This is a genomic window from Streptomyces sp. NPDC001381 (assembly GCF_042895685.1).
GTDB lineage: Bacteria > Actinomycetota > Actinomycetes > Streptomycetales > Streptomycetaceae > Streptomyces.
This window is the reverse complement of record NZ_JBIAWO010000001.1, coordinates 1-22649: the sequence shown is the minus strand read 5'-3', so window position 1 is coordinate 22649 and position 22649 is coordinate 1. Positions and strand designations below refer to the sequence as shown.

Sequence of the window (22649 nt, the reverse complement as noted above, 5' to 3'; positions counted from 1 at the left end):
CCTTGTGCGCCTGTTCCGTAGCCTCGCCCCAGTGACCGCCGCCGTCGCCCTCGTCTTCTGTCTGCCGTACGAGGCGCTTCCGCACGCGCGCGTGGGAGACCACCCCGAGCCGTTCGGCGCGGAGTGCCGCACCGGCGTCCGTGGCTCCCACGTCGTCGCCCACTGCCACAACCCCTACGCCGACACCGACCGCGTCCGCCTGCACATCGAGTGCGAGCGCTGGTGGGACCTCGACACCGACGGCGCCCCCGTCGACGCCGGGCCCGCCATGACCGTCCGGCTGACGGGCCGCTGCTGGAAGGAGGTCCGCTCGGCCTGGGTCAGCCACGAGAAGCCGTGAACCCGGCCGGGGCGGGCCGTGGGGGCCGGGCCACCGCCCCGCCGCCGGGCCGGGTCACTGGTCGCCGGACGCGGTGAACCGGCCCGGCCGGCACACGAGCGGATAGCCGGCGGCCTCCGCCGCGGCCGTCTCCGCGTCGCCCGCGCGGATCGCGTCCACCAGCCGCGTGTGGTCCATGTACGTCTCCGGCGTCAGCTCCTCGCCGACGTCCTCCCGCAGCCAGTCCCGCAGCACCTCGCCCAGGTCCGCGTGCATCGCCGTCATGACGTCGTTGTGGGAAGCGGCCACCACCGCCAGGTGGAAGGTCGCGTCGGCCGTCACGAAGGCCTCCTTGTCGCCCGACTCCCAGGCCTCCTCGCGTCGCAGCAACAGCGCGTCGAGCTGCTTGAGGTCCTTCTCGGTGCGCCGCTCGGCCGCCAGCCGTGCCGCCCCCGACTCCAGGTTCGAACGCAGCTCGGCGATGTGCCGGGGGTCCGCGTCGGCGAACCGGCGGTGCATCACGCCCGCCAGCTCACTGGTCGCCACGACGTACGTCCCCGAGCCCTGCCGGATGGCCAGCAGCCCGTTGTGCGCGAGCGCGCGGACGGCCTCGCGGACCGTGTTGCGGGCGACACCGAGCTGCTCGACCAGCTCGGGCTCCGTGGGGATGCGGGAGCCGACCGGCCACTCGCCCGACGTGATCTGGGTGCGCAGCGCGGCGATGACCTGCTCGGAGAGCGCCGAGCGACGGGGATGGCTCAGGGGCATGGCACACCTTCGCACGGGCCGGGCGGGGGAGGAGCACCCGGGGATGGACAGGTAATCATCCCATGATTCTATGATGGGCCCCATGCCAGGCGAGGAGATCCGGACGACGACACGCACGCCCCTCGGTACGCCGGCGGCCGCCGAGCCCCCGGGCACGGCCACGCGCGCGTGGCACCACCGATGGCTCATGGCCGGCATCGTGCTGGCCGCGCTGAACCTGCGGCCGGCCATCACCAGCCTCGGCGCGCTGCTCGAAGAGGTCCGCGACGGCCTCGGCATGAGCGGCAGCGTGGCCGGGCTCCTCACCTCCGTGCCCCCGCTCTGCTTCGCCGTCTTCGGGGTCACGGCCCCGCGCCTCGCCCGCCGCTTCGGCGCGGGCGCGGTGGTGTGCGCGGGCATGGCGGCGATCGGCGCGGGGCTGCTCGTACGGCCGTACACGGGCGGCACGGCCGGGTTCCTGGCCGCCAGCGCCCTGGCCCTGATGGGCATCGCCGTCAGCAACGTGCTGATGCCGGTCATCGTCAAGCGGCACTTCCCCGACCGGGTCGGTTCCATGACCGGCCTGTACTCGATGGCCCTCGCCCTCGGCACCTCGGCCGCCGCCGCGCTCACCGTCCCCATGACCGGGGCGCTGGGCGGCGGCTGGCAGCCCGGGCTCGCGCTCTGGGCTGCTCTGGCGGCGGTGGCCGTGCCGCCGTGGCTGCCGTTCCTCCGCGGGCGGCGGGACACGGCGGGGGAGGCCGAGAGCTCCGTACGGCTCCCGGAGACCTCACCCGCCCCGCGCACGCACGCGCGTGCGGAGCCGTCGGCCGGCCCGCGCATCACTCGCAGCCCCACCGCCTGGGCCCTCGCCGTCTTCTTCGGACTCCAGGCCACCGCCGCCTACATCACCATGGGCTGGATGGCCCAGATCTTCCGGGACGCGGGGGTGCCCGCGGGCGAGGCCGGGCTGCTGCTCGCCGTCACCATGGTGATGGGCGTGCCCCTGGCCTTCGTCATCCCGCGCGTCGCGACCCGGCTGCCGCAGCAGGGCCCGATCGTGGTCGCGCTCGGCGTCTGCGGCCTCGCCGGCTACGCGGGCCTGTATCTCGCCCCCGCCGAGGGAGCCTGGGTCTGGGCCGTGCTGCTCGGCATCGCCAACTGTGCCTTCCCGCTCGCCCTCACGATGGTCGGCATGCGCGCCAGGACCGGCGTGGGCGTGGCCCGGCTCTCCGCCTTCGCACAGAGCACCGGCTACCTGATCTCGATCCCGGGCCCCCTCCTGGTCGGCGTGCTCTACCAGCACAGCGGCGGCTGGGGCCTTCCCCTCGCCCTGATGGCGGCGCTCATGCTCCCCCAGATGGTCGCGGGCATCCTGGCGGGCCGCCCCCGCACGATCGAGGACGAACCCCCGGCCCCCTGACCTCCGAGGCCACACCCCACGGCGACCTCCGAGGCCACACCCCACGGCCGCCCCGCCCGGTCGGCCGTCGGTTCCGGTGACCGCCGTACCCGCCGGCGGCCCCGACCCCGGCGGCCGGGGGACCGGTGGTGGGTGCGAGACTGGGTGGCATGCCAGTGCTCGACCCGAACCCCCAGAACGGCCAGAAGAAGATGCTGATCGTCTTCGGCTCGTTCCTCGCCATCTTCGTGATCATCGCCGTCATCGCGACGATCGCCTCGCCCTGACCTGCCGGCGACGGCCCGGAGGACCCCGCCACGACCCGGGCCTTCACGGCGATGGTGGGGTTGACCCCCCTGTCCCCTAGGGGGTGAGGGTCAGGGTCAAGTGGGTGGATCACCGGATGGGCCGCGGGCCGCCGGTTCCGTAGCTTCGAGATGTGGCCGCGCGAGGCGGACCACGGACCCCTCGGAGACGACCGGAGGCACCCATGTCGGCCCCTGCGCTCACCCGGCCCCGCCGCCCGGCCGCCGCCCCGGCCCGCGTGGACACCCGGCTGCCCTGGTGGGCCCTCGCCCTTCCCACGCTCGCCTTCGCCGTCCTGCTCGTCCTGATGGCCAACCCGTCCGACGCGCACGCCGCGACCGGGGACCCGGCGATCACCCACCTCGTCGAGCGCGTGCAGGAGCTGCTGGCGCGCCGGCAGTGACCGGCACGCCCCGAAGACGCTCCACACCCCGGGGACGACCGGAGAAGCCGCATGTCAACTCCCTGCGCCCCGTGGCCTGTTTCATGCGAAGCTGGGACGCATGAGCGTCGCAGAACCCCGCAAGATCGTCCTCTTCCGGCATGCGAAAGCCGACTGGCCACAGGTGAACGACCACGACCGACCGCTCGCCGAGCGGGGCCGGATGGACGCCGCCGTCGCCGGACGCAAGCTGGCCGACAGCGGCATCCCGCTCGACCTGGCTCTGTGCTCCACCGCGGTCCGGACCAGGGAGACGTGGAAGCTCGCCGTCCATGAACTCCCGCACCGGCCGAAAACGGTCTACGAGGAGCGGATCTACGAGGCATCCCCGGGCGAGCTGATCGCCCTGCTCAACGAGACCCCGGACGACGTCCACAGCGTCATCCTGATCGGCCACAACCCGGGCGTCCACGCCCTCGCCGACATCCTCGCCGACTCGGCCGAGAGCGACGCACGCGAGCGGATGACGCGCCGCGGCTTCCCGGCCTCCTCCTACGCCGTCCTCACCTTCGACGGCTCCTGGAAGGCCCTGGAACCGGCCATGGCCAGGCTCACCGACTACTGGGAGCCCTCCGAGTAACCGTCCGGCACGCGCGAGGGCCCGGCACCCCGGTGGCGCCGGGCCCTCGCGCGTCGTACGGGGCCGCCCTCGGACCGGGGCGCTACTCGGTGTGGGTGTCCGCCGCCTCGACCTCTTCGCGGGTGATGCCCAGCAGGTACAGGACGGTGTCGAGGAACGGCACGTTCACCGCGGTGTGCGCCGCCTCGCGCACCACCGGCTTGGCGTTGAAGGCGACCCCGAGCCCGGCCGCGTTGAGCATGTCCAGGTCGTTGGCGCCGTCACCGATCGCCACGGTCTGCGAGAGCGGTACGCCGGCCTCCGCGGCGAAGCGACGCAGCAGCCGCGCCTTGCCCGCGCGGTCCACGATCTCACCGGTGACCCGGCCGGTCAGCTTCCCGTCGACGATCTCCAGCGTGTTGGCCTGGGCGAAGTCCAGCCCGAGCCGTTCCTTCAGATCGTCGGTGACCTGGGTGAAGCCGCCGGAGACGACCCCCACCTGGTAGCCGAGTCGTTTCAGCGTCCTGATCAGCGTGCGCGCGCCCGGCGTCAGCCGCACCTCGGCGCGCACCTTGTCCACCACCGAGGCGTCCAGCCCCTCCAGCAGCGCCACGCGCGCGTGCAGCGACTGCTCGAAGTCCAGCTCACCGCGCATCGCGGCCGCCGTCACCTCGGCGACCCGGTCCTCGCAGCCGGCGTGCGCGGCGAACAGCTCGATGACCTCGTCCTGGATCAGGGTCGAGTCGACGTCCATGACCACGAGCCGCTGGGCCCGCCGGTGCAGACCCGCGTCCACGACGGCGACGTCCACACCCAGCGCGCCCGCGTCCGTGACCAGCGCGGTGCGCAGCGGCTCGGCCGCCACACCGGAGATGGCGAACTCGACGGCCGTGACGGGGTACTTGGCGAGCCGGAAGATACGGTCGATGTTGCCGCCGGCCTTGGTGATCTTGGCGGCGATCGCGGCCGTGGCCTCCGCGGTGAGCGGGTGGCCGAGCACGGTCACCAGGGAGCGGCCGACGCCGCGCGGACGGTTGTCACCGAGGCCCGAGATGATCTCCGCCTGCATCTTGATCGACTCGGCCCAGCTGTGGACCGTGCGGCGGAGGTCCCCCTCCAGCGATCGCGGCGGCGCGGTCACGAGCGCGCACAGCACCATGCGGCCACGGGTGACCACCTGCTCGATGTCGACCACGTCGACGGAGTAGGCCGCGAGGGTGTCGAAGAGACCGGCCGTGATGCCCGGCCGGTCCTTGCCGAAGATCTTGACAAGGAGGGTGGGGACATCAGAGGACGAGGTCGGCGAAGTCTGCGAAGCGCTCATGATGTATCCCACCGTATCGGGCACCCAGTGCCTTTCGCCTCAGAGGTCCGTCCAGCGGACACGGAACACTGGGCGAACCGGAGATGTCGGGCATGCGAAGGCCGCCCGTCGCCGGTCCGCCGCACCGGTCACCGCGGCCGCTCGGGCCGCTTCGGCGGGAGCGGGGGAGGGGGCGGCGGAGGGGGAGGCGGCCGGTCCTCCCCGAAGGCGTCCCCGGGCCGCCGCGGCCCGGGCCCGACCGGCCCCACGACGGTCGGCGCACCGTACACGTCCCCCTGCCCTCCGGCTCCCGTTCCGCCTCCGTGCGGCCGCTCGCCCGCCCGGCCCTCGCCACCGGACCCCTGCGACCCGCCCGCGCCAGGCCCCTCCGCGCCCGTGGAGCCGCCCGGCCCACCGCCCCCGAGAGGCACCCCTTGGCCGGACCCGCCACGCCCCCGACCCGCACCCGACGAGCGCCCGCCCGGCCTGTCGCCTCCGTACCCGCCCGGCCCGTCGCCTCCGTGCCGACGCGGCCGGTCCGACCAGCCGGGCCCGCCGTCAGGGCGCGCGTCCTCGGGTTCCCGCAGTTCCTCCGGGACCCGGAGATACGGGTTGGTCGCGGGGTTCGGTGCCCGGTAGGAGGCACTCGGTGCATACGGCCCCGCCTCCGCGCCGGTGTGCCGGGCGCCGCCGCCCTCGCCCCCGTGCTGCGCACGCCCACCGGGCCGCCGTGCGGCTCCCGCCGTCACGTCACCCAGTGCCAGTGGGGCCGCCCGTCGCCCGGCCGCTCCCGTGGCGCACGCCAGCAGCGCGCCCACGGCCCCCGCCCCGGCCCCCCAGGCGGCACCGAGGAGCACCGCGGGCCCGAGGTGTCCGTGCAACTCGATCCCCGCCCCGAACGCGTCGAACCCCAGCACGGACAGCGAGGCGTCCACGGACAGCCCCGCCAGCCGGCCGAGCAACGGCAGGGCCACCGCGGTCACCACGGCCAACCGCACCGCGCACCGCCCGACGAAACCCCCGACCCCGGACCCCCGCGCATCCGCCCCCCGCACCCCCGCCGACGCCACCCCCACCGGCGTCCGCACCGCCGCCAACACCCCCGCGAACAGCATCATCACCGCCGCGGCCACCCCCAGCAGCCATACCCGCCCGTCCAGTTCGGCCAGTCGGCCCAGCGTCACCGGCTGGTCGGTCCCGACCCGCAGCAGGTCGTCGAGCGGGTCCGGCAGCAGGTTCGTCAGGGCGCCGGTGGCCCGGCCGTCCCAGGGCACGAACAGGCCGACCGAGACGCCCAGCCACACCCCGTTCGGCGCGCCGAGCAGCGCCGCTCCGGCGATCCGCCCCGGGTGGTCGTCGCCGGTCGCCGCGTACGCCGCGGCCGCGAGCCCCGCCGCCACGGCCACCAGCAGCACGGTGACGACGGCGGACACCGCGGGCCGTACCACCTGGTGCACCGCCTCCCAGCCGGGCGGCAGCGGGGTCCGCCGCGAGGCCAGCAGGGCGATCAGCAGGACCGCCGCCGACCAGACGAGCCCGCCGAGCAGGGTGGGCACCGTGTCGACGGTGAAGCCGACCGCCGCCTTCGCGTCGACGAGGTCGCCGAGCCGGTCGGGCAGCAGCCCCCCGATGTCGCCCACGTCCCCGAGCCCGGGGATCTCCAGACCCCCGCCGCCCCCGCCCCCGCCCACGCCGGGCACGTCGTCCAGCCCGAGCGAGCCGCCGTCGAGCGTGATGACGTCGTGCCCCGCCCAGGCCAGCCCGCCCAGCATCGCCACGAACAGCACGACCACCGCGCCCGCCCGCGCGAGGAGTTCGGCCGGCGCGACCACAACTCCGGCCGCCCGCAGGGACCGTAGGAAGAACCACGACAGCAGCAGGGCGCCGACCAGGCTCACGCCCAGTGGCGCGATCTCGATGGCGGTGTCCGCTTCGGCTCCCGTGAGGCCGAAGGCCGACACGTCGCCCGACGGCGTGACGGAGCCGCCCGCACCCAGGGCCACCACCGCCGCCGTCATCGGGCCCAACGAGCCCGCCGTGTCCGCTCCCAGCAGATGCAGACCGAGCGCCGCCGTCCCCGCCATCCCGATCAACGCCCAGCTCACCGCGGCTACCGCGGCCAGGGCGACGTCCACCCACGGCACGCCCCCGCCGTACCCCGCGCGTCCGTTGCTCTCGATCCCTGTGCCGGCACTCATGCAGACCCCCCGATCCGCGGCGCGGTTCGGCGAAGATCGCCGCATCCGTCCCCCTCGCGTGCGTTTACCACTCTCCGGGGCGATTTCAACCCCGTCAACGGGAACGGCCGATGTGCTGGTGCAAGCTCATCACGAGGCCCGACTTTCGGTCAGGGGGCCGCTACTGAAATAGTTCCCGACGATGTTCGACATCCCTAGACTCCCTGTGATGGGGGTAACTCGGGGGACTACTCAGTGGGGCATGGAGTGCCGGAACTCGTACTGGAATTGAACGGACGCACCTGGACGCTCGATCCGTCCAGGTCATACACCCTCGGACGCGATCCGCAGGGGGACATCGTGTTCGAGGACGCCAGGGTCTCCTGGCGTCACGCCACGGTCAGCTTCAACGGCCGCAGTTGGGTCATCGAGGACCACGGCAGCACGAACGGCACGTTCGCGCAGGGACGGCGTGTCAGCCAGCTGGAGATCGGCCCCGGCTCGGCGCTGCACCTCGGCAACGCGACCGACGGCCCGCGCGTGAGCCTTTCGGGGGCGCAGGCGCCCGCCGCGCAGCCCCAGCAGCAGCCCTACGCCGCCCAGGCCGCGAACCCGGGCTGGGCCGGCCAGCAGGCGCCGCAGCCGGCGCAGGCCGGCTGGCAGCCGCCGCAGCAGCCCGCGCAGGTCCCGCAGCAGCAGGGGCCGAACACGCCGTACGCGCAGCAGATCCCCGGTGGTGGCGCGGGGGCGCCGCCGGTCTACGGCGACCGCAGCCCGACCACGTTCCACCAGTTCTCCCTCGGCCGTGTGATGCGTATCGGCCGTGCCCTGGAGAACGACCTGGTCGTCTCGGACCTGCAGGTCTCCCGCAACCACGCCGAGTTCCACTCGACGCCCGACGGGCGCATGGAGATCCGCGACCTCGGCTCGCACAACGGCACCTACGTCAACGGCCAGCCCATCCCCAAGGGCGGCACCCAGCTCCTGGGCCCGGCGGACATCGTCGGCGTCGGTCACTCGACGTTCCGGATCGTCGGCGACCGGCTCGAGGAGTTCGTCGACACCGGTGAGGTCTCCTTCTCCGCCCGCCATCTGACCGTCACGGTCGACGGCGGCAAGCAGATCCTCAAGGACGTCTCGTTCGGCGTTCCGGAGAAGTCACTGATCGCGGTCATCGGACCGTCCGGTTCCGGCAAGTCGACGCTGCTCAAGGCGCTGACGGGCTACCGTCCCGCCAACCAGGGCGACGTCCTCTACGACAACCGCAACCTGTACAAGCAGTTCGCCGAGCTGCGCCAGCGCATCGGTCTGGTCCCGCAGGACGACATCCTGCACAAGGAACTGACCGTCAAGAAGGCCCTCAAGTACGCGGCCAAGCTCCGCTTCCCGTCCGACACCACGCCCGCCGAGCGCGAGGCCCGCATCGACGAGGTGCTGCGCGAGCTGAAGCTGGACATCCACAAGGAGAAGAAGGTCACCTCCCTCTCCGGCGGCCAGCGCAAGCGTGTCTCCGTGGCCCTGGAGCTGCTGACCAAGCCGTCGCTGATCTTCCTGGACGAGCCCACCTCGGGCCTCGACCCGGGCATGGACCGTGACGTCATGCAGTTGCTGCGCGGCCTCGCCGACGACGGCCGTATGGTCCTCGTCGTCACCCACTCCGTCGCCGAGCTCGCGCTGTGCGACAAGCTGCTGGTGATGGCCCCGGGCGGCGCGGTCGCCTACTTCGGTCCGCCCGAGGAGGCACTGAACTTCTTCGGCTACGACACCTGGGCCGACGTCTTCTCCGCCTTCGAGAACTACCGCGACTACGACTGGGCGGGCCGCTGGAAGGGCTCGCAGCACTACCAGATGTACGCCGCGGACATCGACGCCGTGGCGCCGCAGTCCGTACAGATGCCGCCGATGCAGGCGATGAAGCCGCCGAAGCCGCAGGGCTGGATGTCCCAGTTCGTCACGCTGGTGCGCCGCTATGTGTCGGTGATCGCCTCCGACAAGGGCTTCCTCGCCCTGTCGGTGATCCTGCCGGTCGTCCTCGGCTCGGTGAGCCTGCTCATCGACTCCGGGAACAGCCTGCTGCCCAACCCGGTGAACCCGAAGACCGGCCGGGTCATCCCCAACGGCACGGCCACCACGGTCCTGCTGATCCTCGCGGTCGGCGCGTGCTTCGCGGGCGCGGCGAACTCGGTCCGTGAGCTGATCAAGGAACGGGTCATCTACGAGCGTGAGCGCGCCACCGGCCTGTCCCGCTCGGCGTACCTGATGTCCAAGGTGTTCGTGCTCGGCCTGGTCACCGTGCTGCAGGGGCTGCTGGTCGGCGTCATCGGCTTCTCCAGCCGGGAGATCCCGGAGGAGGGCCTGGTCATCGGCAACACGCTGGTGGAGCTGTGCCTGCCGATCATGGCGCTGGGCTTCACCTCGATGATGTTCGGTCTGATCATCTCCTCGCTGGTGAAGACCGCCGAGAAGACCATGCCGCTGCTGGTCATGTTCGCGATCATCCAGGTGGTCTTCACGGGCTGCCTGTTCGCCCTGAACGGCTCGATCGGCGTCAACGAGTTCTCGTACCTGATGCCGTCGCGCTGGGCGGTCGGCGCCGCGGGCGCCACGCTGGACTTCAACAACATCAGCCCGCCCAAGGACGGCGGTGACACCGACCCGCTGTGGGAGCACACCGTCGGTGCCTGGGGCATGGACATGGCCGCTCTGATCGTCCTGGGCGTGATCTGCGGCTTCTTCGTGGCCCGCTTCCTGCGCCGCCACGAGCCGGAGGTCATGCGCAAGTAGTCGCCTCCGCACGCCCCGAAGGGCGGCACCCCGTCAGGTGGGGTGCCGCCCTTCGGCGTCTTCAGCCGCGAAAGAGGTCCGCGCGGTCTCAGTAGGCGCTGTTGACGTTGTCCATGGAGCCGTACTTGTCGGCCGCGTAGTTGCAGGCGGCGGTGATGTTGGCGACCGGGTCGTAGATGTTCCAGGACGTGCCGGCGACGTGGTAGGCGTTGAAGGTCGGCGGGATGACCTGCAGCAGGCCCTTCGACGGGATGCCGTTGATGGCGTTGATGTCCCAGTCGTTGATGGCGTTCGGGTTGCCCGAGGACTCGCGCATGATGTTGCGCTTGATGCCGTCGTAGGAGCCCGGGATGCCGTGCTTCTTCATGATGTCGAGCGACTCACGGATCCAGCCGTCGAGGTTGTTGGCGTAGCTCTTGGCGGCGACCGGCCTGACGGCGGCGCGCTTCACCGAGCGGCTCGCGGCCTCCCTGGCCTTGTGCGCGGCTGCCGCCTTCTTCTTGGCGGCGGCCTCGGCGGCGGCCTTCTGCTTCGCGGCGGCGGCCTTCCGGGCGGCCTCGGCTGCCGCCTTCTTCTTGGCGGCGGCCTCCGCGGCGGCCTTCTTCTTCGCCTCGATCGCCTCGACCTTCACGTTCGAACCGGCGAGCTGGTCGGTCACGCTGCCCTTCACGTCGCGCACCGGCTCGGTGCTGTAGGCGACACGGGACGAGGAGACGGCGTCCGTCGTCGTCGTGTGCGCGTCGGCCGGCACCACGGAGAAGGCGAGGGCGGCGGCACCGAGCACGCCGGCACCGGCGATCGCGATCTTGTGAGTGTTCTTGGGCATGGCGAAGGACCTCTTCGTAATAGCGCGGAGGTCGCTCGTCCGACGGTGGACACGGTGCTCTTGGCACGAACGACGCCGCGGGCGGAAACCCGCGGCGCTGAGCGACGTGAGCAATTCTTAGCGGCCGCAAAATGCCCAGGCAAAGGTGTGACCTACGATCCCCGGTAGTGGATCAGGGAAGGGCAAAACGGGACAGACCAGACTGTCTGTCCCGTTCACCGGGGGCCCGTTTATCTCCTAATGTCTTTCGTACGTGATGTGGGCCCTATGCGAGGCCTCACATCGCCCGCCTCCCCTTCTCACCCGCGGTTGCCGAAGCAATGCCCTGTGTGAGGACCTACGAGGGGAGGAGGAGATGCACGTCCCCGAACTCGTGCCACAGATAGCGCCCGCGCAGCGCCTCGTCGTAGCCCCGGTCGATCGCGGCCCGCCCCGCCACCGCCTCCAGCATCAGCAGGTGCGAGGCCTCCGGCTCGTGCAGCCCGGTCAGCAGCCCGTCCACCACCCCCACCCCGCGCTCCGGGGTGACCACCAGATCCGTCCACCCCTCACGCGCGCGTACGACCCCGTCCGTCCCCGCGGCCGACTCCACCGCCCGTACGGCCGTCGTCCCCACGCCGATCACCCGCCCGCCCCCGGCCCGCGCCGCGTTGATCAACCGCGCGGACGCCTCCGGCACCGCGAAACGTTCCGGATACGGCGGCTCGTGCACCTCCGCCGAGGCGACCCCCGTGTGCAACGTGACCGGCGCGAACTGCACCCCCCGGCTCACCAGCGCCGCCACCAGCCCCGCCGTGAAGGGCCGCGCCGCACTCGGCATCTCCGCGCTGCCCGCGCCCTCGGCCGACGCCAGCGCGAACACCGTCTGGTACACGGACAGCGGCTGGTCCCGCTCCGTATAGGAGTAACGGATGGGCCGCCCGTACTCCCGCAGCAGCCCCGGCACACCCCCGCCCGCCCCCGTGCCGCCCTCCACCCGCGCCCACCACAACCGCCCGCTCCCGGGACTCAGCGGCTCCTCCAGCACCAGCCGCGCACCCCCGGCCAACCGCACCGGCGTCCCCGCGGGCCCTCCCGCACGCGCGCGTGTCGTGCCCCGCCCGTCGGGATCCCGCAGCTCGACCGCCCACCGCCCGTCGTCCCCGCGCGTGGAGAAGTGCACCACCACGCGCGTGTGCCCGATCCGCCCGTCCACGGCCGCCGCGAGCGTCGGTGACGTGTTCACCACCAGCAGGTCCCCCGCCCGCAGCAGCGACGGCAGCTCCCGGAACACGTGGTGCGCCACCTCCGTCCCCCGCGAGACCAGCAGCCGTACGTCGTCCCGCCCCCGCCCCGGCCCCCGCTGCTCGGCCGGCACCCGCGCCGACAGATCCTCCGGCACCCGCACGGCCAGCGTCATCGCCGTCCCCCCAGCAGCGCCGGAGCGCCGAAGCGGCCACTCGCCGGACGCTCGTCCAGCAGCCGCAGGAAGGCCGGCACCACACTGCCCGGCTCCGGCCGCGGATCGTCGTCGTCCGGTACGGCCGCCGCGTACAGATCCGTGGCCATGTCCCCGGGATCCACCGCCCACACCCGCAGACCCGGCTCCTCCTGCCCGAGCACCGCCCCGAGCTGGTCCAGGGCCGCCTTGGACGCCCCGTAACCGCCCCAGGTCTCGTACGCCTCGGCGGCCGCGTCCGAGCTGACGTTGATCACCGCGCCCGCCCGCGCCGCCCGCAGCAGCGGCAGCGCCTCCTGCACCAGGCCCAGCGCCGCCACCACGTTCACCTCCAGTGCCCGCCGCAGCCCGTCCAGGGGCAGCTCCGTCAGCCGCACCAGGGGCTCGGCGCCCAGCGCGCTGGCGTTGTTCACCACCAGGTCGCACCCGCCGAGCTGCCGGGCGGCCGCCACCAGCGCCGACCGGTGAGCGGAGTCCGTGACGTCCCCCGCGAGCACCCGCACGTCCGTCCCGTGCGCCGCGACCGAGACACCCGCCTCCTTCAGCACGCCCTCGTTCCTGGCGTCCAGCACCAGGTCCCAGCCCCGCGCGGCCAGCGCCTCGGCCAGTGCCCGCCCCAGCCCCCTCGAGGCTCCCGTGATGATCGCTACCGGCATGACTACCGTCCCCTCGATCCATCCGCCTCCGTCGGCGGTGATCCCAACCTAGGAACCGGCCCCACGGCCCCGCCTCGGACGTGGGACGGGGCCCGCCGGGGCCCTTCGACGTACGCCCGCACACCTGCTCCCCGCGCCCTACGCCGCCGTACCTGGGACTTCCGCCCTAGGTCCCCCGCCCTACCCCTGGCCGTCACAGGTCGGATCCGCGCCGTCACCACCCGCCGGTACCGTGAAGACATGAGCCAAGGTCCCCGGTCCGGCCTCGCCGCGGTGAGTTCCGCGCTGCTGGCCATGAGCAGGCATCTCGAGGTGCGCGACGTCCTCAAGACGATCGTCGCCTCCGCCCGCGAGCTGCTCGACGCGCAGTACGCCGCGCTCGGCGTCCCGGACGACCACGGCGGCTTCGCCCAGTTCGTGGTCGACGGCGTCGGCGAGGAGCAGTGGAAGGCCATCGGCCCCCTGCCCCGCCAGCACGGCATCCTGGCCGCGATGCTCCAGGAGGCCCGCTTCGAGCGCCTGGCCGACGTACGCAAGGACCCCCGCTTCGAGGGCTGGCCGTCCGCCCACCCCGAGATGTCCGACTTCCTGGGCCTGCCCATCCGCGACGGCGACGAGGTCATCGGCGCCCTGTTCCTCGCGAACAAGAACTGCCCGAAGCCGGAGGGGAGCTGCGGCTTCACCGAAGAGGACGAGGACCTGCTTTCCATCCTCGCCCAGCACGCCGCGATCGCCCTCACCAACGCCCGCCTGTACGAGCGCAGCCGCGAACTGACCATCGCGGAGGAACGCTCGCGGCTGGCCCACGAGCTGCACGACGCGGTGGCCCAGAAGCTGTTCTCCCTGCGTCTGACGGCACAGGCCGCCGCCGCCCTCGTCGACCGCGACCCCTCCCGCGCCAAGGGGGAGCTGCAGCAGGTCGCCGCGCTCGCCGCCGAGGCCGCCGACGAACTGCGCGCCGCCGTCGTCGAGCTGCGTCCCGCGGCCCTGGACGAGGACGGCCTCGTCGCCACCCTGCGCACCCAGGTCCAGGTCCTCGACCGCGCCCACACCGCGCGCGTGACCTTCACCAGCCAGGGCGTGCGCGCCCTGCCCGCCGCCCAGGAGGAGGCCCTGCTCAGGGTCGCCCAGGAAGCCCTGCACAACGCGCTGCGCCACTCCGCCGCCCAGCACGTGGAGGTGACCCTCCACAAGCGCGGCCCCGCCACGGTCCTGCGCGTCACGGACGACGGCACCGGCTTCGACCCCACCGCGGTCCGCCGGGCCGGCCGTCACCTCGGCCTGGTGTCCATGCGGGACCGGGCGAGCGGGATCGGCGGCGGCCTGACGGTGGAATCGGCGCCCGGCAAGGGCACCACGATCGAGATGGAGGCCCCGGGTGGCTGACGCAATCAAGGTGCTGCTCGTCGACGACCACCAGGTCGTCCGCCGCGGACTGCGCACCTTCCTGGAGGTCCAGGACGACATCGAGGTCGTCGGTGAGGCCGCCGACGGCGCCGAGGGAGTCGAGCGCGCCGAGGAACTGAAACCCGACGTCGTCCTGATGGACGTCAAGATGCCCGGCCTGGACGGTGTCGAGGCCCTGCGCAGACTCCGCGAACTGGACAACCCCGCGCGCGTGCTGATCGTCACCAGCTTCACCGAACAGCGCACCGTGGTCCCGGCCCTGCGCGCGGGGGCCGCCGGCTACGTCTACAAGGACGTGGACCCCGACGCCCTCGCTGGCGCCATCCGCTCGGTCCACGCGGGCCACATCCTGCTCCAGCCGGAGGTCGCCGGCGCCCTGCTCTCCCAGGAGGAGGCCAACTCCGGCCAGGGCAGAGGGGGTTCCCTCACCGAGCGGGAGCGCGAGGTGCTCGGCCTGATAGCGGACGGCCGCTCCAACCGCGAGATCGCCCGTGCCCTGGTCCTCTCCGAGAAGACCGTCAAGACGCACGTCTCGAACATCCTGATGAAACTCGACCTCGCCGACCGCACCCAGGCCGCGCTGTGGGCCGTACGCCATGGTGTGACCGGCTGACCGGCAATTCGGAGTGTCGCCCTCCGGGCTGAGATTCATACCGTCGTGGGAATGTCCCCCGGATGGCGCAACCACGGGGGAGTCCCGCCGTTCTCCAGTGCGTGCCGCGGCGACTGCCGCCGGCAATCGCTAGGAGGGCTCGAGAAGTGAAGAACCTGAAGAAGGCAGCGGCCGTGACGATGGTGGCCGGCGGTCTGCTGGCCGCGGGAGCCGGCATCGCCTCCGCCCACGGCGGTGCCACGGCCCTCGGCGAGGCCAAGGGCTCGCCGGGCGTCGGCTCGGGCAACCTCGTCCAGGCCCCGGTCCACGTGCCGGTCAACGTCGTCGGCAACAGCGTCAACGTGTCCGGCGTGCTGAACCCGGCCTTCGGCAACCAGGGCCTCAACCGCTGACGTCCCGCCCGGACCCGCCGTGACCTCGGCCTCCCCCGGCCCTCACCGGGGGAGGCCGTCCGCTTGTCACACCATCCTCCTGTCACCCCAATGATCCGAACGGGCTGTCCCCGGCACGCGCCCCGCACCGTTCCCGATCACTCCCGCGTTGGTCAGCGCACGACCCCCGGCCGGGTCGGACCCGCACACGTTGGAGGATCGCAACCCATGAACATCGCCAAGAAGGCCGCCCTGGCCCTCACCGTCGCCGGCATCGCCGCCGGCGCCTCGGCCGGAGCCGCTGTCGCCGACGCCGGTGCCGAGGGCGCGGCCGTGAAGTCGCCGGGCGTCGGCTCGGGCAACCTCGTCCAGCTCCCCGTCCACATCCCGGTCAACGCCGTGGGCAACTCGATCACCGGCGTCGGCACCATGAACCCGGCCTTCGGCAACACGGGCGTGAACCGCTGAGGCAGCCGGCACCCGCGAGGGGCTCCGTACGTCGAGGACGACGTACGGAGCCCCTCGTCCCTGTCCGCGCGCGCCAAGGCTTCGAGGCGCCCCGTCAGCGCCGGGCCGCGCGCCCCCCGAGCCCCCCAGGCTCACGCACTCCCCACGCGCGCCTCACCGCGCCCCGCGCTCCAACTCCTCCACATACGCGTTGTAAGCGGCGACCCGCGCCCTGCGAGCCGTACGCTCCACAGGCCGCAGCGCCTCCGCACGCGCCGCCATCTCGGCTGAGCTGACCGCACCCCCGTGCCCGTTCTCCCGGGCGAGGGACACCAGCAGCGCCACCCGCTGCGCCAGCTCCAGCACCCGCACCGCCCGGGGCGGATACCCCGGCGCGAGCACCTCCCGCCCCCGCTCCGCCCTGGCCCGGTACGCGTCGATGGCAGCCTCCGCCACCGGCCCCGACCCCGCCACGTCCAGCCGCGACAGCACCGCCGTCGCCTCCCGCAACGCCTCCGCCAGCTCCCGCTCCGCCTCACCCAGCGACGGCACATCGGCCGGCGGCGCCTCCCGCACCGCCAGGCAGTGCCACACCACCTCGACATGGACGTCGCCCGCGGGCCCGGCCTCGTACACCTCCGGCACCAGGCCCAGCGCGGCCCCGTGACAGACCACCGCCTCCTCCGCCTCCAGCGCCCGCGCGTTGAACTCCGGCGGCCCGCTCAGCCCCAGCGGGTGCCCCGGCGCGGGCAGCGCCACCCGCAGCCCCCGCACCCCCAGCGCCCGCAGCCGCCCCAGCGCCAGCGTGAGCCCGACGGGCGCCGTTTCCCCCGGCAGCCCCTCCACCCGGTGCACGGCGTCCTCACCGACCACGGCGAGCACGGCGTCGTCCGGAGAGACAAGTCCGGCCAACAGGGCATTTCCCCAAGCGGCGAGGCGACCAGAGCGCGGTTCCGAGAACATCCCCCCACCCTAAGGACCGGACCGATGGAACGGCCCACCCGACCAGTGGCGTAGATTTTCCCGAGGGGCCGCGCCCACCCGCGCGCGGCGGTCCGAGCCACAGGCACCCGCGACAACCGAGACCGGCCACACTGCAAGGGGAGACAACGCGCTCATGAGCGATGTTCTGGAGCTTCAGGACGTATCCGTGGTCCGTGAGGGCCGGGCTCTGGTGGACCAGGTCTCCTGGTCGGTCAAGGAGGGCGAGCGCTGGGTCATCCTCGGCCCCAACGGGGCCGGCAAGACCACCCTCCTGAACATCGCCTCCACCTACCTCTTCCCCAGCTCGGGCACCGTCTCCGTCCTCGGCGAGACCCTCGGCGAGCCCGGCACCGACGTCTTCGAGCTGCGCCCGCGCATCGGCATCGCCGGCATCGCCCTCGCCGACAAGCTGCCCAAGCGCCAGACCGTCCTGCAGACCGTCCTGACCGCCGCGTACGGCATGACGGCCGGCTGGCAGGAGGAGTACGAGGACGTCGACGAGCAGCGCGCCCGCGCCTTCCTCGACCGCCTCGGCATGAGCGAGTACCTCGACCGGAAGTTCGGCACCCTCTCCGAGGGCGAGCGCAAGCGCACCCTCATCGCCCGCGCCCTGATGACCGACCCCGAGCTGCTGCTCCTGGACGAGCCGGCCGCCGGACTCGACCTCGGCGGCCGCGAGGACCTCGTCCGCCGCCTCGGCCGCCTCGCCCGCGACCCCATCGCCCCCTCGATGATCATGGTCACGCACCACGTCGAGGAGATCGCCCCCGGCTTCACCCACGTCCTCATGATCCGCCAGGGCAAGGTCCTCGCCGCGGGCCCGGTCGAACTCGAACTCACCTCCCGCAACCTCTCCCTCTGCTTCGGCCTCCCGCTCGTCGTGGAACAGGTCGGCGACCGCTGGACCGCCCAGGGCCTGCCGCTGTCCTGACCCCGTGCCGCCCCCTTTGCGCCCTGTCCGCGACAGGACGTACGGCCCTACCATGACCGTGTGAACGACATCGACGCGTGGGTGTGGTGGCTAGTCGGCGCGGCAGCGCTCGGAATCCCGCTCGTGGTCACCGCCATGCCGGAGTTCGGCATGCTCGCGGTCGGCGCGGTCGCCGCCGCGATCGGCGCAGGCATCGGTCTCGGCGCCGTCGCCCAGGTGCTCGTCTTCATCGTCGTCTCGGTCGCCCTCATCGCCGTCGTGCGGCCGATCGCGGCCCGCCACAGCGCACAGCGCCCCCAACTCGCCACGGGAGTGGACGCGTTGAAGGGCAAGCAGGCCGTCGTCCTGGAGCGCGTCGACAACTCCGGAAACGGCCGGATCAAACTCGCCGGAGAGATCTGGTCGGCCCGCGCTCTCGACACCGACCGGGCCTACGAAGTCGGGGAGGAAGTCGACGTCGTGGACATCGAGGGGGCCACGGCGATCGTCATCTGACCTTGCGCAACTCCCGCACCACGCAAGTGAGGCGAAGACCTCCCGAGGCAGGCGACGGTCTGTCAGACTCGACCAGCAAGATCTTCGACAACCATAAGATCTTCCCAAGCGCTCGAGGCGGAAAAGCGGAGAAGGGGACGGGGAAACACGATGGAACCGGTCATCATCGTCTTGATCATTCTGGTGGTGTTGGTCTTCATCGCCCTGATCAAGACGATCCAGGTCATCCCACAGGCGAGCGCCGCCATCGTCGAGCGCTTCGGCCGCTACACGCGGACACTGAACGCGGGCCTCAACATCGTCGTTCCGTTCATCGACACCATCCGCAACCGCATCGACCTCCGCGAACAGGTCGTGCCGTTCCCTCCGCAGCCGGTGATCACCCAGGACAACCTGGTCGTCAACATCGACACCGTCATCTACTACCAGGTGACCGACGCCCGGGCCGCGACCTACGAGGTCGCCAGCTACATCCAGGCCATCGAGCAGCTCACCGTCACCACCCTCCGCAACATCATCGGCGGCATGGACCTGGAGCGCACCCTGACCTCCCGCGAGGAGATCAACGCGGCCCTGCGCGGCGTCCTCGACGAGGCCACCGGCAAGTGGGGCATCCGCGTCAACCGCGTCGAGCTCAAGGCGATCGAACCGCCCACCTCCATCCAGGACTCGATGGAGAAGCAGATGCGCGCCGACCGTGACAAGCGCGCCGCGATCCTCACCGCCGAAGGTACGCGCCAGGCCGCCATCCTCACCGCGGAAGGCGAGAAGCAGTCCCAGATCCTGCGCGCCGAAGGTGAGGCCAAGGCCGCCGCCCTGCGCGCCGAGGGCGAGGCCCAGGCCGTCCGCACGGTCTTCGAGGCCATCCACGCCGGCGACCCCGACCAGAAGCTCCTCAGCTACCAGTACCTCCAGATGCTCCCCAAGATCGCCGAGGGCGACGCCAACAAGCTCTGGATCGTCCCCAGCGAAATCGGCGACGCCCTCAAGGGCCTCTCCGGCGCCATGGGCAACTTCGGGGCGATGGGCGGCGGTTCGGGCTCGAACGGCGGAGGCACCGAGAAGAAGATCCCGGAACGCCGGGAGAAGCCGTCGATCGACTGACCCCGTCCGGATGTCAGTGGGGCCCACCTCCCGACAGGAGGTGGGCCCCACTCACGTCACCGGCTCACGCCGCGTCCACCGACAACCACTCCGGCAGCCCCGCCAAGTCGTCCCGGCCCAGGGCCAGAAGCATCGCGTCCTGCGGAGTCGGCTCGAACGGCTGCCGCAGCAACGGCATCCCCGCCTGCTCCGGCGTCCGGTCCGCCTTGCGGTGGTTGTCCTCCGAGCAGGAGGCCACCGTGTTGAGCCAGGTGTCCTGGCCACCCTGCGCCCGCGGCACCACATGGTCCACGGTCGTCGCCCGCCTGCCGCAGTACGCGCACCTGTGCCGGTCCCTGACCAGCACCCCCCGCCGCGACCACGGCGCTTGTCTTCGGAACGGCACCCGTACGTATCTGCAGAGCCTGATCACCCGGGGCGCCGGTATGTCGACCTCGGCACCCCGCATGCGCAGTTCGGGGTGGGCCTGCTCGACGACGGCCTTGTCCTGCAGCACCAGAACGACGGCACGGTTCAACGTCACCGTAGACAGCGGCTCGAAGCTCGCGTTCAGGACCAACGTGTCACGCATCCAGCCCACCTCCCCTTGCACCTGCCCACCCCCCGGCGGGCTCGGATCAACTCTGGACGGGCGCGCCGAGATGGACAACGCAATAAAAAATGCCCGCCCCTGATCACTTCCAAGACCAGAGGCGGGCAAACGTTCCATGAACGATGAGCGGACCTATCCCTTCGAGGGATTCTCGTACTCACCGATCAGCTGCGCGCGGGCGATCGTGTGGAACCGCAGGTTGAACCCGACGGCGGCAGGGGAGGCGTCGGAGTCCGGGCCGAGCTTCTCCCGGTCCACGGCGTACACCGTGAAGACGTACCGGTGCGGCCCGTCCCCGGGCGGCGGCGCGGCACCGCCGAAGTCCTTGGTGCCGTAGTCGTTGCGCGCGTGCACGGCACCCGCGGGCAGCCCCGCGAACGTGCCGCCGCCCGCACCCGCCGGCAGCTCGGTCACCGAGGCCGGGATGTCGAACAGGACCCAGTGCCAGAATCCGCTGCCCGTCGGAGCGTCCGGGTCGTAGCAGGTCACGGCGAAACTCCTGGTCTCGGCCGGGAAGCCCGCCCACCGCAGCTGCGGCGAGGTGTTGCCCTCCGAGTGGACCTGCGCGTCCTTGAGCGTCGCGCCCTCCTGCACGTCCTCACTCGTGACCGTGAACGACGGCACCGGCGGATGGAAGTCGTGGGGCAGCGGCCGCCTCTTCAACTCGGTCACCGCGACACCTCCTGATCGATCGGGAACCAAATCCAATGGCGAGCCTACGACTTCACACGAAGAGGGCCCGGACCCCACGCGGGGTCCGGGCCCTCCCGGCCGCTCAGAACCAGTTGCGCTTGCTGCCGACCTCCGACAGCCACTGGTTGAGGTACGCCGCCCAGTCCGTCCCCTGGAAGTCGTTCAGACCCACCTGGAACGAGCGGAAGGTGTCGCTGCCCTCGCTGAACAGCCCCGGCTTCTTGTCCATCTCCAGCACGACGTCCATCGCGTGCTCGTCGGCCACGAAGCTCAGCTCGACCTGGTTCAGCCCGCGGTACTGCGACGGCGGGAAGAACTCGATCTCCTGGTAGAACGGCAGCTTCTGCCGCGTACCCCGGATGTGCCCGCGCTCCATGTCCGCGTTCTTGAAGCGGAAGCCCAGCTGGATGAAGGCGTCGAGGATCGCCTTCTGCGCCGGCAGCGGGTGCACGTTGATGGGGTCGAGGTCACCGGAGTCCACGGCCCGCGCGATCGCCAGCTCGGTCGTCACCCCGATGTTCATCCCGCGCAGGGCCTGCCCGTCGATCATCGTGATCGGCGTCTCCCAGGGGATCTCCAGCCCGAACGGCACCGCGTGCACGGCGTTCGCCTGGAGCTCGAAGGCACCGCCGAGCTGCAGCTTGGTGAACTCGATGTTCTGCTTGTACTCCTCGTCGCCGCTCTCGACCTCGACCTTGGCCTGGAGTCCGACGGACAGTCCCTCGATGTTCTGGTTCACGGACCCGCCCTGGATCCGCACCTCGCCCTGGACGACACCGCCCGGAACGACGTTGACCTCCGTCAGCACCGTCTCGACCGAAGCCCCGCCGGCCCCCAGACTCGCGAGCAGCTTCTTGAACGCCATGTCTCTCCCTCTACGACTTCTACTGACGGGATCCCTTGATCCCTAGAAACGCGATCCGGCCGTGACCGGTTCCGTGTCCACACCCTGGCAAGCCGAGTGCCCGCTGACCACCCCGACGCACCGGCCGTTCTCCACTACGCTCGGAGGGCATGATCGCGACCCCCGACCGTACGCCCCTGCCCAGGGCCTTCTTCGACCGCCCTGTCCTGGACGTGGCCCCCGACCTCCTCGGCCGCCTCCTCGTCCGTACGACCCCCGACGGTCCGATCACCCTCCGCCTCACGGAGGTCGAGGCCTACGACGGCCCGAACGACCCCGGCTCCCACGCCTACCAGGGCCGCACCGCCCGCAACGACGTGATGTTCGGTCCCCCCGGTCGTGTGTACGTCTACTTCACCTACGGCATGTGGCACTGCATGAACCTCGTCTGCGGCCCCGAGGGCAGGGCGAGCGCCGTGCTGCTCCGCGCCGGCGAGGTGATCGAGGGCGCCGAACTGGCCCGCACACGCCGACTCTCGGCCCGCGACGACAAGGAACTGGCCAAAGGCCCTGCCCGCCTGGCCACGGCCCTGGACGTGGACCGGGCCCTCGACGGTACGGACGCGTGCGCCCCCGAGAAGACACCGCTGAGGATGCTGACCGGCACGCCCGTGCCCTCCGACCAGGTACGCAACGGTCCGCGCACCGGCGTCGCGGGTGAGGGCGGCAACGGGGACGCCCACCCCTGGCGCTTCTGGGTGGCCGACGACCCGACGGTGAGCCCGTACCGGGCCCATGTCCCCAGGCGCCGCCGAAGTTGACTCGCCCTTGACGGGGGCGTAACGTAGCCCGAGCCGCTTGAACCGGGTACGGCATTCGCCTGCAGCCGGAAGCGGCCAACCCACTACCTACGACATCCCTCAGCGGGATCGATTTCGGCGTGCCCGCATGCCCGAATTCGAACGCGCAGGAACTCGATTATGAGTTGCCACGGGAATCGGCTAACGTAGTGAATGTCGAAAGGCCGACGGGCGAAAGCCCAAAGCCCGCAGACAAATCCCGCCGACCGGGAATCGGACGCCGAAAGGATCTGATAGAGTCGGAAACGCAAGACCGAAGGGAAGCGCCCGGAGGAAAGCCCGAGAGGGTGAGTACAAAGGAAGCGTCCGTTCCTTGAGAACTCAACAGCGTGCCAAAAATCAACGCCAG

Annotated in this window: 24 protein-coding genes; 14 read left to right on the top strand and 10 right to left on the bottom strand. The window is 71.8% G+C overall.

The annotated features are described in order from the left end of the window. The first annotated feature begins 4 nt into the window (after nt 1-4). A complete protein-coding gene (locus ACFY2L_RS00120; protein WP_390656145.1) occupies nt 5-340 on the top strand; it encodes a hypothetical protein in 336 nt (111 codons plus the stop codon). A gap of 54 nt (nt 341-394) precedes the next feature. Here ACFY2L_RS00120 and ACFY2L_RS00115 read toward each other — a convergent pair whose 3' ends face one another. Beyond that, nucleotides 395-1087: a FadR/GntR family transcriptional regulator gene (locus ACFY2L_RS00115; protein ID WP_390656146.1), complete on the bottom strand. Its 693-nt coding sequence runs from the start codon at nt 1085-1087 to the stop codon at nt 395-397. 70 nt (nt 1088-1157) lie between these two features. Between ACFY2L_RS00115 and ACFY2L_RS00110 the strand changes: the two genes are divergently transcribed. The 4 genes from ACFY2L_RS00110 (at nt 1158) to ACFY2L_RS00095 (ending at nt 3796) form a co-directional block, all read left to right on the top strand. Continuing rightward, entirely contained in the window at nt 1158-2489 is a 1332-nt protein-coding gene (locus ACFY2L_RS00110; protein ID WP_390656147.1) for a CynX/NimT family MFS transporter, read from the top strand. A 149-nt stretch (nt 2490-2638) separates the two neighbouring features. After that, complete coding sequence (locus ACFY2L_RS00105; RefSeq protein WP_107055787.1) at nt 2639-2755, top strand: SGM_5486 family transporter-associated protein; 117 nt, start codon at nt 2639-2641, stop codon at nt 2753-2755. A gap of 203 nt (nt 2756-2958) precedes the next feature. Beyond that, entirely contained in the window at nt 2959-3177 is a 219-nt protein-coding gene (locus ACFY2L_RS00100) for a hypothetical protein (protein WP_390656148.1), read from the top strand. 100 nt (nt 3178-3277) lie between these two features. Next, entirely contained in the window at nt 3278-3796 is a 519-nt protein-coding gene (locus ACFY2L_RS00095) for a SixA phosphatase family protein (RefSeq protein WP_390821121.1), read from the top strand. Nucleotides 3797-3878: 82 nt separating this feature from the next. On the opposite strand, the gene serB is transcribed toward ACFY2L_RS00095, so the two are convergent. Continuing rightward, the gene (gene serB, locus ACFY2L_RS00090; protein WP_390656150.1) at nt 3879-5099 is read right to left on the bottom strand and encodes a phosphoserine phosphatase SerB; all 1221 of its coding nucleotides are present in this window, start codon (nt 5097-5099) and stop codon (nt 3879-3881) included. Nucleotides 5100-5227: 128 nt separating this feature from the next. After that, nucleotides 5228-7276 carry a streptophobe family protein gene (locus ACFY2L_RS00085; protein WP_390821120.1) on the bottom strand — a complete coding sequence of 683 codons (2049 nt, stop codon included), beginning with the start codon at nt 7274-7276 and terminating at the stop codon, nt 5228-5230. Nucleotides 7277-7522: 246 nt separating this feature from the next. On the opposite strand from ACFY2L_RS00085, the gene ACFY2L_RS00080 reads away from it, so the two are divergent. Next, nucleotides 7523-10039 carry an FHA domain-containing protein gene (locus tag ACFY2L_RS00080; protein ID WP_390821119.1) on the top strand — a complete coding sequence of 839 codons (2517 nt, stop codon included), beginning with the start codon at nt 7523-7525 and terminating at the stop codon, nt 10037-10039. Nucleotides 10040-10127: 88 nt separating this feature from the next. On the opposite strand, the gene ACFY2L_RS00075 is transcribed toward ACFY2L_RS00080, so the two are convergent. From ACFY2L_RS00075 to ACFY2L_RS00065, 3 genes are all read right to left on the bottom strand, one after another. Then, complete coding sequence (locus tag ACFY2L_RS00075; RefSeq protein ID WP_390821118.1) at nt 10128-10865, bottom strand: transglycosylase SLT domain-containing protein; 738 nt, start codon at nt 10863-10865, stop codon at nt 10128-10130. A 337-nt stretch (nt 10866-11202) separates the two neighbouring features. Next, nucleotides 11203-12264 (bottom strand): S-adenosylmethionine:tRNA ribosyltransferase-isomerase, encoded by a 1062-nt coding sequence (locus tag ACFY2L_RS00070; RefSeq protein WP_390821117.1) that lies wholly within the window; start codon nt 12262-12264, stop codon nt 11203-11205. After that, nucleotides 12261-12959, bottom strand: coding sequence for an SDR family NAD(P)-dependent oxidoreductase (locus tag ACFY2L_RS00065; protein WP_390821116.1), 699 nt, complete (start codon nt 12957-12959; stop codon nt 12261-12263). The genes ACFY2L_RS00070 and ACFY2L_RS00065 overlap by 4 nt, the downstream gene beginning before the upstream one ends. 240 nt (nt 12960-13199) lie before the next feature. Between ACFY2L_RS00065 and ACFY2L_RS00060 the strand changes: the two genes are divergently transcribed. The 4 genes from ACFY2L_RS00060 (at nt 13200) to ACFY2L_RS00045 (ending at nt 15818) form a co-directional block, all read left to right on the top strand. Next, complete coding sequence (locus ACFY2L_RS00060; protein WP_390656156.1) at nt 13200-14345, top strand: GAF domain-containing sensor histidine kinase; 1146 nt, start codon at nt 13200-13202, stop codon at nt 14343-14345. After that, nucleotides 14338-14979: a response regulator gene (locus tag ACFY2L_RS00055; protein ID WP_390656157.1), complete on the top strand. Its 642-nt coding sequence runs from the start codon at nt 14338-14340 to the stop codon at nt 14977-14979. The genes ACFY2L_RS00060 and ACFY2L_RS00055 overlap by 8 nt, the downstream gene beginning before the upstream one ends. Nucleotides 14980-15125: 146 nt before the next feature. Further along, nucleotides 15126-15371 (top strand): chaplin, encoded by a 246-nt coding sequence (locus tag ACFY2L_RS00050; RefSeq protein ID WP_390656158.1) that lies wholly within the window; start codon nt 15126-15128, stop codon nt 15369-15371. 207 nt (nt 15372-15578) lie between these two features. After that, nucleotides 15579-15818, top strand: a complete 240-nt coding sequence (locus ACFY2L_RS00045) for a chaplin (protein WP_390656159.1) — start codon at nt 15579-15581, stop codon at nt 15816-15818. Between the two features lie 153 nt (nt 15819-15971). Here ACFY2L_RS00045 and ACFY2L_RS00040 read toward each other — a convergent pair whose 3' ends face one another. Continuing rightward, nucleotides 15972-16760 carry a hypothetical protein gene (locus tag ACFY2L_RS00040; protein ID WP_390656160.1) on the bottom strand — a complete coding sequence of 263 codons (789 nt, stop codon included), beginning with the start codon at nt 16758-16760 and terminating at the stop codon, nt 15972-15974. A 154-nt stretch (nt 16761-16914) separates the two neighbouring features. Here ACFY2L_RS00040 and ACFY2L_RS00035 point away from each other — a divergent pair, with 154 nt between their 5' ends. The 3 genes from ACFY2L_RS00035 to ACFY2L_RS00025 all read left to right on the top strand — a co-directional run bounded on the left by ACFY2L_RS00035 (nt 16915) and on the right by ACFY2L_RS00025 (nt 19311). Next, nucleotides 16915-17712, top strand: a complete 798-nt coding sequence (locus tag ACFY2L_RS00035) for an ABC transporter ATP-binding protein (protein WP_390656161.1) — start codon at nt 16915-16917, stop codon at nt 17710-17712. 60 nt (nt 17713-17772) lie between these two features. After that, nucleotides 17773-18207 (top strand): NfeD family protein, encoded by a 435-nt coding sequence (locus tag ACFY2L_RS00030; protein ID WP_390656162.1) that lies wholly within the window; start codon nt 17773-17775, stop codon nt 18205-18207. Between the two features lie 150 nt (nt 18208-18357). Beyond that, nucleotides 18358-19311 (top strand): SPFH domain-containing protein, encoded by a 954-nt coding sequence (locus tag ACFY2L_RS00025; protein WP_390656163.1) that lies wholly within the window; start codon nt 18358-18360, stop codon nt 19309-19311. Between the two features lie 64 nt (nt 19312-19375). On the opposite strand, the gene ACFY2L_RS00020 is transcribed toward ACFY2L_RS00025, so the two are convergent. The 3 genes from ACFY2L_RS00020 to ACFY2L_RS00010 all read right to left on the bottom strand — a co-directional run bounded on the left by ACFY2L_RS00020 (nt 19376) and on the right by ACFY2L_RS00010 (nt 21461). Continuing rightward, the gene (locus ACFY2L_RS00020; RefSeq protein WP_390656164.1) at nt 19376-19882 is read right to left on the bottom strand and encodes an HNH endonuclease; all 507 of its coding nucleotides are present in this window, start codon (nt 19880-19882) and stop codon (nt 19376-19378) included. A gap of 153 nt (nt 19883-20035) precedes the next feature. Then, entirely contained in the window at nt 20036-20575 is a 540-nt protein-coding gene (locus ACFY2L_RS00015) for a YbhB/YbcL family Raf kinase inhibitor-like protein (RefSeq protein WP_390656165.1), read from the bottom strand. A 103-nt stretch (nt 20576-20678) separates the two neighbouring features. Then, on the bottom strand, nt 20679-21461 hold the full coding sequence (locus ACFY2L_RS00010) for a sporulation protein (protein ID WP_390656166.1): 783 nt from the start codon (nt 21459-21461) through the stop codon (nt 20679-20681). A 149-nt stretch (nt 21462-21610) separates the two neighbouring features. Between ACFY2L_RS00010 and ACFY2L_RS00005 the strand changes: the two genes are divergently transcribed. After that, the gene (locus tag ACFY2L_RS00005) at nt 21611-22261 is read left to right on the top strand and encodes a DNA-3-methyladenine glycosylase (protein ID WP_390821115.1); all 651 of its coding nucleotides are present in this window, start codon (nt 21611-21613) and stop codon (nt 22259-22261) included. Nucleotides 22262-22649 lie beyond the last annotated feature (388 nt).

Bases quoted from the DNA above. Each gene is read 5' to 3' on its own strand.
- ACFY2L_RS00115 (WP_390656146.1), bottom strand. From the start codon at position 1,087: ATGCCCCTGAGCCATCCCCGTCGCTCGGCGCTCTCCGAGCAGGTCATC.
- ACFY2L_RS00110 (WP_390656147.1), top strand. From the start codon at position 1,158: ATGATGGGCCCCATGCCAGGCGAGGAGATCCGGACGACGACACGCACG.
- ACFY2L_RS00105 (WP_107055787.1), top strand. From the start codon at position 2,639: ATGCCAGTGCTCGACCCGAACCCCCAGAACGGCCAGAAGAAGATGCTG.
- ACFY2L_RS00100 (WP_390656148.1), top strand. From the start codon at position 2,959: ATGTCGGCCCCTGCGCTCACCCGGCCCCGCCGCCCGGCCGCCGCCCCG.
- ACFY2L_RS00095 (WP_390821121.1), top strand. From the start codon at position 3,278: ATGAGCGTCGCAGAACCCCGCAAGATCGTCCTCTTCCGGCATGCGAAA.
- serB (WP_390656150.1), bottom strand. From the start codon at position 5,099: ATGAGCGCTTCGCAGACTTCGCCGACCTCGTCCTCTGATGTCCCCACC.
- ACFY2L_RS00085 (WP_390821120.1), bottom strand. From the start codon at position 7,276: ATGAGTGCCGGCACAGGGATCGAGAGCAACGGACGCGCGGGGTACGGC.
- ACFY2L_RS00075 (WP_390821118.1), bottom strand. From the start codon at position 10,865: ATGCCCAAGAACACTCACAAGATCGCGATCGCCGGTGCCGGCGTGCTC.
- ACFY2L_RS00070 (WP_390821117.1), bottom strand. From the start codon at position 12,264: ATGACGCTGGCCGTGCGGGTGCCGGAGGATCTGTCGGCGCGGGTGCCG.
- ACFY2L_RS00065 (WP_390821116.1), bottom strand. From the start codon at position 12,959: ATGCCGGTAGCGATCATCACGGGAGCCTCGAGGGGGCTGGGGCGGGCA.
- ACFY2L_RS00060 (WP_390656156.1), top strand. From the start codon at position 13,200: ATGAGCCAAGGTCCCCGGTCCGGCCTCGCCGCGGTGAGTTCCGCGCTG.
- ACFY2L_RS00045 (WP_390656159.1), top strand. From the start codon at position 15,579: ATGAACATCGCCAAGAAGGCCGCCCTGGCCCTCACCGTCGCCGGCATC.
- ACFY2L_RS00040 (WP_390656160.1), bottom strand. From the start codon at position 16,760: ATGTTCTCGGAACCGCGCTCTGGTCGCCTCGCCGCTTGGGGAAATGCC.
- ACFY2L_RS00035 (WP_390656161.1), top strand. From the start codon at position 16,915: ATGAGCGATGTTCTGGAGCTTCAGGACGTATCCGTGGTCCGTGAGGGC.
- ACFY2L_RS00025 (WP_390656163.1), top strand. From the start codon at position 18,358: ATGGAACCGGTCATCATCGTCTTGATCATTCTGGTGGTGTTGGTCTTC.
- ACFY2L_RS00020 (WP_390656164.1), bottom strand. From the start codon at position 19,882: ATGCGTGACACGTTGGTCCTGAACGCGAGCTTCGAGCCGCTGTCTACG.
- ACFY2L_RS00010 (WP_390656166.1), bottom strand. From the start codon at position 21,461: ATGGCGTTCAAGAAGCTGCTCGCGAGTCTGGGGGCCGGCGGGGCTTCG.
- ACFY2L_RS00005 (WP_390821115.1), top strand. From the start codon at position 21,611: ATGATCGCGACCCCCGACCGTACGCCCCTGCCCAGGGCCTTCTTCGAC.